Origin of the sequence: Gimesia fumaroli (assembly GCF_007754425.1) — a bacterium.
Classification (GTDB): domain Bacteria; phylum Planctomycetota; class Planctomycetia; order Planctomycetales; family Planctomycetaceae; genus Gimesia; species Gimesia fumaroli.
The window spans coordinates 1,414,826-1,427,145 of sequence record NZ_CP037452.1 but is presented as its reverse complement, the minus strand read 5'-3'; the positions used below and the strand labels follow the sequence as shown (position 1 = coordinate 1,427,145).

Sequence of the window (12,320 nt, the reverse complement as noted above, 5' to 3'; positions counted from 1 at the left end):
GGCCGCTTATTCTTCAGACGCTTTTTTCTTGGCGGTTTTCTTCTTCGCTGTTTTTTTTGTGGCAGCCTTTTTGGTTGTCTTCTTTTTCGCAGCCGCTTTTTTGGTTGTCTTTTTCGCGGCTGCTTTCTTCGTTGTTTTTTTCGCTGCTTTCTTTTTGCCTGCTGACTTCTTTTTCGTTCCTTTTTTCGCCGCTTTGGCTTCAATCCATTCGAGCGCCTGCTCCAGTGTTACCGTTTCGACTTCATAACCTTTGGGAATGGTCGCGTTAATTTTACCATGCTTGACATAGGGTCCGTAACGACCATCGAAGATGGCGACCTGTTCTTCGTCTTCCGGGTGTTTCCCCAGTTCGCGAATCGGTGTGGGAGCACTGCGTTTGCGGGCCTGCTTCAGTAATTCAACGGCCCGATCCAGGCCGATGGTCAGAATATCGTCTTCCTTGCCCAGCGACTTATAAACTTTGTCGTGCAGCACGTAAGGTCCGAAGCGACCGATGCCTGCGTTGACTTTCTTTCCGGTTTCAGGATGCTCGCCTAAGAAGCGTGGCAGACTCAAATATTTCAACGCCAATTCAAAATCAATGGAATCCGGATCGACGTTCTTGGGAATACTGACGCGTTTGGGCTTGGGACCATCTTCGATAACATCCCCTAACTGCAAGTAAGGACCAAACGGACCGTGCAGCTTATATATGGGTGTGTTCTCCTCGGGATGCATGCCAAGAGACTTCGGCCCTTCACTCTTCAGGCGAATTAATTTCTGTGCCAGTTCATTCGTCAGATCAGCGGGTGCAATATCATCGGGAATGGAGGCAGAAACCGGTTCCTCTTCTGATTCATCTGAGACATAGGGACCATAGCGGCCTACACGAACCGCAGACTCGATCCCTTCGAGATCCAACGTACAGATTTCACGCGCGTCGATGGTTTCTTCTTTGGATTTCACCTGCTCATCCAGGCCTTCTTTGCCACGATAGAACTGGTTTAAATACGGTAGTCGATCCCCTTCTCCAACGGCAATATCGTCCAGTTCCTGTTCCATAGCGGCAGTAAACTGCAAGTCGACCAGATTCGGGAAAAATTTTTCGAGCAGTCGCGTCACAGCCAGTGCTGTAAAAGTCGGGACAAGCTGGCTGCCTGATTTTTTCACATAACCACGATCCTGAATCGTACCGATAATGGAAGCGTACGTACTCGGACGACCGACGCCTTCGCTCTCCATTTTACGAACAATGCTGGCTTCCGTATAACGCGCGGGAGGTTTCGTTTCGTGCTTGAGCGGTTCGACCTGACTGGCTTCCAACGCCTGGTTTTCTTCCAGAGGTGGCAGCATGGATTCACTGTCATCCAAGGCTGCTTCCGGATCATCAGAACCTTCGACATACGCGCGGAAGAAGCCGGGAAATTCGACGTGCCGCCCGGTGGCCCGAAATTCGGCATCCGCGGCGGTGATCGTGACGGTTTGAAAACGTAGCTTGGCTTCTTCCATCTGCGTGGCCATCGTCCGCTTCCAGATCATCGCATACAGTTTGGCCTGTTGCCCCTTCAAACCGATTTCTTCAGCAGTTTTCATCTGCTTGCCGGCAGGACGAATCGCTTCGTGTGCTTCCTGTGCCCCTTTGGATTTCGTATCAAAGCGACGGACTTCCGGGTAGAGATAGTCTTTGCCGTATAAATCTTCAATCCGCTGGCGTGAAGCAGAGACGGCTTCGTTTGAGAGATTGACACTGTCAGTACGCATATAAGTAATGTGACCGTCTTCATACAGTCGCTGCGCGACCTGCATGGTTTCCCGGGCCGACATATTCAGCTTGCGGTTCCCCTCCTGTTGCAGTGTACTGGTCGTAAATGGCGCGGGTGGTTTCCGTGACTGCAGACGCTGCTCGACCGAGGTGACTTTCCAGTCTGACTTTTTAACACGCTCCAATAAGTCAGCGGCCTGCTGCTCATTAAGCAAGAGGACATTGGCACCCTCTTTCAGTTTCCCCGTCGATTCGTCGAAGTCTTTTCCGCTGGCAACTTTCTTGCCGCCTACAGTGGAGAGCATCGATTCAAACTCGGCGCCTGCGTCTGTTTTCAGCTGCGCCTTCAAATCCCAATAGGTACCACTTTTAAATGCCAGACGTTCCAATTCACGCTGTACCAGAATTCGCACTGCCACCGATTGCACGCGACCGGCTGAAAGACCGCGGGCGATTTTCTTCCAGAGTAGCGGGCTCAATGTAAATCCGTACAAACGGTCCAGGACGCGGCGGGTTTCCTGAGCCGAGACCAGGTTCAGGTCAAGTTCTCGAGGATTGGCAATCGCCTCCTGAATGGCTTCTTCGGTAATTTCCGAGAAAACCATGCGTTTTACAGGAACTTTGGGCTTGAGCAGTTCGGTCAGATGCCAGCCGATGCTTTCTCCTTCGCGGTCTTCGTCGGTCGCGAGAATCAGTTCTTCTGCATCTTTCAAAGCGTCCTTGAGTTCCTTAACCGTTTTCTTCTTCTCTTTAGGAACCAGGTAATACGGTTCAAATTCCGATTCGACATTGACGCCTAAGGTAGCCCATTTGTGTTTTTTCTTGAATTCAGAAGGGACATCGGAGGCTTTGGTGGGCAAATCGCGAACGTGCCCCATACTGGCCAGGACCTTATATTTACTCCCTAAATAGCTGCCGATTTTCTTGGCTTTAGCCGGTGATTCAACGATCACTAATGCTTTCAGCTTCTTCTTTGCCACCAGACTTGCCCTTCCTGAGAAACCGACGTAAACCTTGTTAACAAGGCCATCCTGACTACAATACGCGGCTCAATCGTTCCTGTTTTATATTTTTTGATTCGTTTCACCGGATCAATTCGATAACTTCATCCGGCAATCCATACCCGCCACAAAACTCTCTGTCAAGCCTGTATTTATTTTTTCACGCCGGATGTTCGCCTTGAATGAGGCACTTTTTGTAATAAGAACAGGCAGGAAACAACAGGATTCTTTGATAGAAGACTTTCACGAATGGCCCGAATAAATTACAACACATAAAATAATCGGAAAACTCTTTTCCAATTAGAAGATACGAAAAGCGGTGATCTCGTCAACCGGATCCGGGTGGCGCGTGAATTTCACTTTAGGAAATCGATTTTATTCGACTTGCAGACTGAAGAAGGAAACAGAATGGCCTCGCCACTGGAATTGTTTCGTAAAAACCAAAAAGTATTAATGGTGCCGCTCACCATCCTGGCTATGTTCGCGTTTATCGTCATGGACCAGTTGAACCCCAATCAGTTCCCCCCCATTCTGGGCATGCTGGTATTTGGTGGCCTGTTCTGGTACCTGGGGAAAGACCGCGGTAAGGGAATGCTGTTCGCCATCATCGGAGGTGTTGTTGGCCTTTTTGTCGGATATACCGTAATGCCCCGCCAGGGTGCCGCGATGGTTGTCAAGACAACCGCTGGAGACATCGAACAGAGAGAATTTCAAACTCTTGTCAAAAATCGCCAGATTGCGAACCAGTTTGTCATCAGAACGTATTTTGAATCTCTACCGGAAGAAGAACGGGAACGTGCCCAGGCACCTCGGGGCGCTCTGTTCGGTTTTGGCCGAGATACCGAAGACGATATCATCCTTGAATTTCTGTTCCGTAAAGAAGCAGACAAGATGAAGCTGGTTGTTTCAGATGACGCCGTCACGCAATATGTGTCCCGCTATACAAACAACAAACTCAGCCGGGACTCCTTCAAGAAAGTCTGCCAGGGCATTGGAGTCACAGAAGGTCAGATTTATGACATTCTCAGAGATCAGCTCAAGGCCCGGATGGCTTTTCAATTGCTGCGACCGGAGGTATCTCTGACACCGGATCAGTACTGGGGCTTCTACAAAAAATTCAATGTCCGCGAAGAACTGGAAGTTGTTGCTCTGCCGGTCAAAGATTTCAAAGCCCAGGTGGCTGCGCCTACCGAAGCGGAGAAGAAAGCCTTTTATGAAAAATACAAAGGGGTGTTCCCGAACGAGACGGGCCCCGGTTCTCCCGGCTTACGTCAGCCACAACGCGTTCAGGTTGAGTACCTGATGGTTGACTATGAAGACACCGAAAAGTTGGTCCCGCCTGTCACAGAGGCTGAGATTAAGGCTTTCTACGAAGAAAATAAAGAACGTCTTTACAAGAATAACCCCATTCCAGATTCACCTGATCTTCCGGCACCGTTTGCACCTCAAAGCCCAGCTGCTCCTAAAATGAATCGGCCTGTAGAAGCTGAGAAACCTGGTAGTAGTGCGAAAAAGCCGGCTACCCCGGACGCCCCTCAACCAGCGCCGACAAAAGAAACAAAACCAAAGGCTGCTCCTGAGAAGCCCAAGGAAACTCCCGAAAAGAAAACAGAGAAGAAAGAAGAATCCAGCGCCCTTGATTCGGAACTCACCACCTTTGTTTCACTTTTAGATGAAAAGCCCGCTGAGACACCTGTGGTCGCTCCCAAACCGGGTGCGGCTCCTGCGACGACCAAACCGGAGAATCCGACTACCGCACCGGCACCACTGGAGCCGTACCGTCCTCTGAACGACGATCTGAAAAGCGAAATTCGCGATCAGCTGCTACGCGAACGGACACTGGCGCTGATGAAGGAAAAGATCACCGCCGCTGTCACTTACATGAATGACCTCAGCTATCGCATTACCAGTCCGGCTGAAGGCGTGGCCCCTCCTACTCCGGAAGAGGTCACTAAAATGTTGAAAGAGTATGCCGCCAAACATCAATTGATTTACAACATCACACCAATGATGTCTGCACAGGAGATGGAAGAATCGGAGAAGTATCCTCTGGGTACGGCCAAAGAGCCATCCTTGAATCAGTTTGCCGCTCAACCCCGAACTGTCATTGAACAGTTATTTGAGACACCAGTTGACCTGCTTTACTCAGCCTATGAAGCGGAAGATTCCTTCTCCAGCGGTTTGATCTCGTACTGGAAAGTCAAACATGTCGACGCTACGATTCCAAAGTTTGACGACCCTAAGATCGACGAACAGATTACCGCCCAGTTAAAACTGGAAGCGGCTCGACCTATTGCCATGAAACGGGGTGAAGAACTCAAAAAGCTGATCCTTGACGCTGGTGATAAAACGATGTCCGAAGCGATCTCCAGCCAGACGATTACCGGAAAGAAAGAGGGAACGGAACTTTCCACAACGACGACCGAATCGTTCAGCTGGATGCGCACCTCAACAGCGGGTGCCAGCAACCCGTTCTCGATGCCTCGCCCGGAACTATCAAGCATTTCAGCCATCGATGGTGCCGGCAATGAGTTCATGGAGCAGATTTTCGACAATATGAATGACGGAGACGTAGGCGTGCTCATGAATGCCGACAAATCGGTTTGTTATGTTGTGAAAGTCATGAACCGCATTCCTTCGACAGAGGGTGGCTTAACCGCCATGTACCAGGAATTCCTCAAAACGGACCTGTTCTTCTTCTTCTCACCTTATCTGCCATTGGCTCAAATGGAGCAACAGCAGACGAATTTTGAATGGAGCCGCGAGCTCGAAGAGAAATACCAGGTACAGAAATTCTTCCAGGAACTGGCAGAAACAGAAGAACGGGTCGAATAAAATCGTCCCGCAAAACCAATGAATTCCGAATCGGTTGTGCCTTAACAGGTACAACCGATTTTTTTATTTCCCCTGCCTTGATTTTGGCCGCTTTCGGAATTATTTTTTGCAAAACCAGCGAGAAAAGGGCTGGACATCAGGAAAATTGATGATTAATCATAGAGAAACAGATTGGGTATTTCTTGAGTCTGCGACTGCCTGATGGCTTCGACCATCAAATCCGACTTCAGGGCGTATCAAGAGAAAATAATAACCTCACAAGTTCGAAGAAGATCCAGCTAACTCAAAAGGGACTCTCATCCTTTGTTGTGTTTTTAACACGATCCAGTTAAAAATGAACGAGTTCAATAAGCTTGTCGTTTTTCAAACAGAGCCGCTATACTTCTGAAAAACAGCAAGCCCTTAGCATTCACGTTTTCTGTTGAATCAACCCACGAGACAATCATCGGGAGTATTATTGCAATGTCGGAACAGGTTCAGCAATCTCCTGCCGGACAGGCAGCAGGCACATCCCAGGAGAAGATGATCGAAGCCATCGGATTGAGCAAATTCTATGGCCAGTTTACCGCCACAAAAGATGTGACATTTTCAGTCCCCCGTGGTCAGGTTGCTGCCTTTCTGGGCCCTAACGGCGCCGGAAAGTCCACTACGATGAAACTTCTGACAGGTTTTCTTTCCCCCAGTGAAGGTCAGGCGAAGGTCGGTGGTTTTGATGTGAGTACTCATCGAATCGAAGCCAGCCAGAAACTCGGCTATCTGCCGGAAAACGGTCCGCTCTACGAAGAAATGACGCCACAGGGATTTCTGAAATATGCCGGCGGCGTGCGTGGCATGTCGAGTGCGGAGTTGAGCAACCGGCTAGAGTTCGTCATGGAAAAATGCGATTTGAGCAGTGTCTGGAAAAAACCGATCCGCAAGCTGTCCCGAGGTTTCCGACAACGTGTAGGCATGGCCCAGGCTTTGCTGCACGATCCAGACATCTTAATTCTAGACGAACCCACCAGTGGCCTGGACCCGAACCAGAATCAATCTGTGCGCGACTTAATTCGCAGCCTGGGAAAAACAAAAACCATTCTGCTTTCGACACACATCCTGCAGGAGGTCAAAGCGGTCTGCAGCCGCGTGATTCTGATCAATCAGGGATCGGTCGTGTTTGACGGATCTGTGGATGAGCTGGGAAGCAGCCAGGATGATATGGAAGCCCGTTTCCATAAACTGACACACGCGTAATTTGTTTTTCACCGACCAATTTAGTTTCATATAAAGCTGACGTAAGGACCCTTCCATTATGTTGCGGAACAACGTTGTATTGGCCGTATTCAAGCGAAACGTACAAAGTTACTTTTCCGGAGTGCTGGGTTATCTGTTTATTGTTGTGTTTGTGGTAGCAGGCGCGTTTGCTGCCTTCAATCAACAATTCTTCGCCAACAATCAGGCGAACCTGGATCAGCTGAGTCTGTGGTATCCCTTACTGCTCCTGTTCATAATCCCTGCGATTACCATGGGGGCCTGGGCCGATGAGAAAAAAATGGGAACGGACGAACTGCTGTTTACCATGCCTGCCTCAGATCTGGAGATCCTGCTGGGTAAATTTCTGGCAGTGCTTGCCGTATATACAATTGCCCTGCTGTTTTCGGTGACCCATATCTTTGTCTTATGGAGCATTGGAAACCCTGATATTGGGGTCATGTTTACCACTTATTTTGGGTACTGGCTGGCCGGTGCCTCCTTACTGGCGGCTGGCATGTTTGCTTCTGCCTTAACCAGCAGTACCACTGTGGCATTTGTCTTGGGAACCGTGATCTGCGCCGTGCCGGTCTTCATCGGGCAAGTAGCGCCCTCCAGTAATCTGATTCAGGGTTTGAGCCTGGTCGAACAGTTTCAGGACTTTAGCGCCGGCGTTCTTCCGCTGGGCTCCATACTGTATTTCATCTCGCTGGCTGTCATGATGCTGTACTTGAACCGGATTCTGATTACACGTCGGCACTGGAGCGCCCAGGAACAAAACTCGATGGGCCTGCAGTACCTGGTACGTACTGTGTCTCTGGCCGTCATTCTGATCAGTGCGAACGTGATTGTCTCCTATGGCAGTAGCCGTATCGATATGACCAGCGAAAAGGTCTACAGTCTCTCCCAAACCACCAAAGATCTGATCGCCAAAATTGATGAGAAAAACCCGATTACGATCGAAGCCTTTATCAGCCCTGAAGTCTCACGAGAATATGTGCCGATTCGCAAACGACTGATCGGCCTGCTAAGAGAATACAATCAACTGGGTGGAAAACGACTGCAAGTTCGTTTTGTCGACGTAGTCCCTTTCAGTAAAGAGGAAGAAGAAGCCCGCCTGTTGAATATTTCACCCCAGCGGGTTCAAACCGAACGAGGCGGACGGGCGTTTGTGGATACCATTTTCATGGGAGCCGTCGTCAAAAGCGGCACAGATGAAGTCGTGATCCCCTTCTTCAACGTAGGAACTCCGATTGAATATGAATTAACGCGTTCAATTCGTACAGTCTCAAAAGATGAGCGGCTGACCGTGGGAATTTTAAACACCGATGCCAGCATCTTCGGTGGCCTGAATATGGGCCAGGGAGGCAACCAGCCCCCCTGGCTGATTGTCAGCGAGCTCAAGAAGCAATACAAAGTCGAACAGGTCTCGCCCGATTCCCCCATCAGCGATACCGCTTATGATGTTCTGATCGCGGTTCTGCCTTCTTCGCTGACACAACCACAGCTGAAGAATCTGGTTGACTATGTTAAAAAAGGAAAACCGACTCTAATCTGCGATGACCCGTTGCCTGTCTACGGTGGCGGTCGAGGAATCCAAAACGCACCCCGCATGCCCAAACCGAGTCCCGGAGGCGGGATGTTCGGCATGCGTCAACCGCCGCCCACACCCAAAGCCGATGAAGGACGTTTAACTTCGTTACTCAACGTACTGCAGATTGCCTGGGATAATGGTGAAGTTGTCTTTGATTACTTTAATCCGCATCCGGAATTTGCCGAAGTCGTGCGTCCCGAGTTGATCTTCATCAGCCCGAAAAGTGGCACACGTAGTGCGTTCAGCTTGAACAGCAACATTACCAGTGGATTACAGGAAATCCTGACCTTCTTCCCGGGCAGTATTCGTCCGCGGAAAGACAGAGATCTAAATTTTGAGCCGTTACTTCGAACCGGCCCGAATTCGGGATTGCTGGCCTGGGGTGAAATTACCAGTCCGTTTTTCAATTCGATCCGGATCGCCCAGGAGCCACCACGTGTGATTGACGAACATGCTCACGTGCTGGCAGCGCATATCACATCGACACCGAAATCAAAAGAGAAAAATATCAATGTGATCTTTGTTGCTGATGCTGACCTGATTTCGGACGAGCTGTTCAACATCCGAGAACGCCAGGCGTTTGGCTTAAAAATCGACAACGTGACATTCCTGTTGAACTGTGTCGACCAACTGGCGGGCGATGACTCTTACATCGCACTGCGCAAACGCCGTGAAAAGCACCGTACGCTGACTCTGGTGGAACGGGAAACGTCTGTATTTGTAAAAGAACGAAATGAAGAACGGGAAAAAGCCACAAAGGACGCGGAAGCCAAACTGTCCGAAGCCCGTGACCGTCTCAAAGCCGAGCGGGATAAAATTGAGCAGGATAAATCGCTTGATAATCGGACAAAACAGATCATGCTGCGAATGGCTGAGGAAAACGAAAGCCGACGCCTGGAAGTGGATGAAGCCAAAATTGATCGGGAAAAACAGCAGCAGATCGAGAAAATCAAAGCCCAGACGGAACGTCAGATTCGAGAAATCGAAGATCGCATCCGCTGGTACGCGATTCTTGTTCCGCCTTTCCCGGCAATTCTACTGGGAATCTGCTTCCTGTTTTTCCGTATGAAAAATGAAAACCAGAATATCTCTCCTGACCGGAGACTGAAGAAATAGTCGGAGGCCGATTCTCAGAATCACCTTTGATTTGAAAATATAAAACGACGTCTTGATTGAATTCAATTTAAACCATTGTTTTAAGTAAAATCGTTTGCCATGAATGAAACGACCAGAACACTGACCTTTGTAGGGATTGCGGTGGCAGCACTCGTCGCCGCTTACGTGACCGATCGCACATCTCAACCCACGGAGTTGACAGGCTACGAGAATGTGGGAGAAGAATTCTACCCGGACTTTGCTGACCCGACGCAGGCGAAGTCGCTACGTGTCGTCAGCTACAACGAAGACTCTGCCACATTGAAAGTCTTCAATGTGGAATTTAAGGACGGCGTCTGGAAAATCCCGTCGCACCACGATTACCCGGCTGATGCAGAAGATGAACTCGCTGAAACAGCCGCGTCACTGGTGGGCGTTGTGCGTGGTGCGTTAGAAAGCCGGCGCAAAAGTGATCATGAACGTTTTGGGGTGATAGATCCACTCGATGAATCCAACACGAATCTCAAAGGACGCGGCCAGCGGTTAACTCTTTCGAAAGAAGGGGGCGCACCGCTGGTTGACTTTATTGTGGGAAAACAGGTTCCCGGTGAGCCTAATGAATATTTCGTGCGTAAAGTGGATGAAGACTCGGTCTATCGCACCAAACTCAACGTCGACCTTTCCTCCAATTTTTCTGACTGGATTGAACCCGATCTGCTGAAAGTGGATCGAGATCGCCTCGTTGAAATCATCGTCAATAAATACTCAATTGATGAAGGTAAGCGGCGGATTGTGAATCGGGAACTATCCACGCTCACTCGGAAAAATCCGAAGGCCCCTTGGGAGTTGGAAGGGTTAAAACCGGAAACCGAGAAGCTGAATACCAGTGATGTCAACCAGATGATCAATACACTGGATGACTTAAAAATTCAGGGGATCCGCCCCAAACCTGCAGGTATTGCGGCCGAATTGAAAAAATCAGGTAATCTGCGCCTGGATCCACTCGACTTTGTCGACCTGCAAAGCAAAGGATTTATTTTAGCCAGCGATCCTCAGGGAAATCAGCAACTGGTTTCGAATGAAGGGGAAGTGATTGCAGCGACAAATCAGGGAGTCGTCTACTCGTTGTACTTCGGAGAAATTTTCACTGGTAGTGCGCTGGATATCGAAGTAGGAAACAGCGGTAAAGAGAAAGACAAAAAACCGGAAGAGAAATCCAAGGCTGCTGATTCAGCAAAAGAGACAGAGAAAAAAGCGGATGAAAAAGCAGACGATGGTGCATTGAAAACCAGCCGTTACCTGTTTGTCACGGTGACATTCGACCCGTCTTTTATTGGTGATCCCCCACAAAAACCAGCAGAACCCAAGAAACCGGCTGGCCTCAAAGAGAAAACCGACAACGAGAAAAAAGAAGAGACCAAGCCAGCTGATCAGGATAAAAAAGAGGACAAAGCCAAAGCGGAAGAAAAACCCAGCCCTGAAGCTGAGTATGAAATCGCCATGAAAAAATATCAGTCTGAGCTGAAAACCTACGAGAAGCAGCTCAAAGAATATGATGAGAAAGTGGTGAAAGGGAATGAACTGGTTCAACAGCTGAATGAACGATTTGCAAACTGGTATTATGTGATTTCAGCAAACAGCTTCGAGACGCTTCGTATGTCGCGCAAAGCACTGATTGAGCCTGTCGAGAAGCCGAAAGAAGAATCAGGTAAGCCAGGCCCTGCAAATCCGACCGGCGGAAAACCAGCAGCCAAGCCTGCAGGTCCCACGACCAAGCCAGCACCTGCTCCAGCTCCAAAACCTGCCCCTTCGAAAACGGACGCGAATGATAAGCCAGATCAACCTGCCGCGAAACCGAATGCTGGTAAACCAGAGGCTGCCAAACCGAAAACCAAACCCACGCCACCGAACGCTCCCCCCAAAAACAACTGACCATTAAACCAGTCCCCTGTTATCAAGCCAAACCTGCGACGGGCCTCAGATCAGAGGCCTTTTGTGGAGTTTTGGCTTTTTTTATGGAGTGAGAGTCGACTCTGTTCCGGTTAGGTAAACTTTGCCGGCCATGTTCCTGTTATTCAGGTGATTCGGATTGAATCGCTCACAGAACTTCCGCCTGTCCTACCGATAGAGCATAGTGAACGATTTATAACAATTTTGTAAGTTGCTCACACTTTACCGGGTCAATCCGTTATCATTTACATAGGTTCAGCTGCAAAGGAATTGCAGTTTGTACTTGTGAAGGAGTCACAGATATGAAAAGACTTCCCAAGCGAATCCAATGGGGCATTATCGGCTTTTCAGCTGTTTTATTAGTCGGCTTGTCGATCGAACTCTCCAAAGCGGGAACAAAAGTCGAATCAGCGAGTTCGTCTGACAATTACATCAAATGGCACGCCGATCTGGAAACAGCGCATCGGGCGTCACTCAAAAGCAACAAGCCGGTTTACATCGTGTTTGATGCCAGCTGGTGCACCTACTGCCGAAAACTGGAAAAAGACACGCTTTCTGATCCCCGAATGGCTCGTTATCTGAATCAGGCGTTCGAACCTGTTCATCTGGATTTCGATAAAGACCGGAAAATTGCAGATGTTTTGAAGGTGAAATCGATTCCCTGCACAGTCGTTCTGAGTTCAGAAGCCGACCTGCTGGCCCGCCAAGTGGGCTACTCCAAGGTCCCCCGTTATCACTCCATGCTGGAAAAAGCCCGTAAATTACAGGCTGTCATCCACCACATCGAGTACTCGGAAGGCCGCTGATTTCTCCTGATATCCCTTATTCCGTACAGGCGCAAATCTTGATAAATCTTCGAAGAACGTGTACTTTGCGC

At 49.3% G+C, this 12,320-nt stretch carries 6 protein-coding genes; 5 read left to right on the top strand and 1 reads right to left on the bottom strand.

Annotated features, from left to right (window positions below):
- Window positions 1-6: 6 nt before the first annotated feature.
- Window positions 7-2,721, bottom strand: a complete 2,715-nt coding sequence (gene topA, locus Enr17x_RS05565) for a type I DNA topoisomerase (protein ID WP_198000982.1) — start codon at window positions 2,719-2,721, stop codon at window positions 7-9.
- 429 nt (window positions 2,722-3,150) lie between these two features.
- Between topA and Enr17x_RS05560 the strand changes: the two genes are divergently transcribed.
- The 5 genes from Enr17x_RS05560 to Enr17x_RS05540 all read left to right on the top strand — a co-directional run bounded on the left by Enr17x_RS05560 (window position 3,151) and on the right by Enr17x_RS05540 (window position 12,249).
- On the top strand, window positions 3,151-5,577 hold the full coding sequence (locus Enr17x_RS05560) for a SurA N-terminal domain-containing protein (protein ID WP_145306673.1): 2,427 nt from the start codon (window positions 3,151-3,153) through the stop codon (window positions 5,575-5,577).
- Window positions 5,578-6,039: 462 nt separating this feature from the next.
- Window positions 6,040-6,807, top strand: coding sequence for an ABC transporter ATP-binding protein (locus Enr17x_RS05555; protein ID WP_145306671.1), 768 nt, complete (start codon window positions 6,040-6,042; stop codon window positions 6,805-6,807).
- 58 nt (window positions 6,808-6,865) lie between these two features.
- Window positions 6,866-9,514 (top strand): Gldg family protein, encoded by a 2,649-nt coding sequence (locus tag Enr17x_RS05550; protein ID WP_145306669.1) that lies wholly within the window; start codon window positions 6,866-6,868, stop codon window positions 9,512-9,514.
- A 99-nt stretch (window positions 9,515-9,613) separates the two neighbouring features.
- A complete protein-coding gene (locus tag Enr17x_RS30230; protein ID WP_145306668.1) occupies window positions 9,614-11,425 on the top strand; it encodes a DUF4340 domain-containing protein in 1,812 nt (603 codons plus the stop codon).
- Between the two features lie 320 nt (window positions 11,426-11,745).
- Complete coding sequence (locus Enr17x_RS05540; RefSeq protein ID WP_145306667.1) at window positions 11,746-12,249, top strand: thioredoxin family protein; 504 nt, start codon at window positions 11,746-11,748, stop codon at window positions 12,247-12,249.
- Window positions 12,250-12,320 lie beyond the last annotated feature (71 nt).

Excerpts from the sequence above, each read along its gene's own strand:
- Enr17x_RS05560 (WP_145306673.1), top strand. The coding sequence starts at position 3,151 with ATGGCCTCGCCACTGGAATTGTTTCGTAAAAACCAAAAAGTATTAATG.
- Enr17x_RS05555 (WP_145306671.1), top strand. The coding sequence starts at position 6,040 with ATGTCGGAACAGGTTCAGCAATCTCCTGCCGGACAGGCAGCAGGCACA.
- Enr17x_RS05550 (WP_145306669.1), top strand. The coding sequence starts at position 6,866 with ATGTTGCGGAACAACGTTGTATTGGCCGTATTCAAGCGAAACGTACAA.
- Enr17x_RS30230 (WP_145306668.1), top strand. The coding sequence starts at position 9,614 with ATGAATGAAACGACCAGAACACTGACCTTTGTAGGGATTGCGGTGGCA.
- Enr17x_RS05540 (WP_145306667.1), top strand. The coding sequence starts at position 11,746 with ATGAAAAGACTTCCCAAGCGAATCCAATGGGGCATTATCGGCTTTTCA.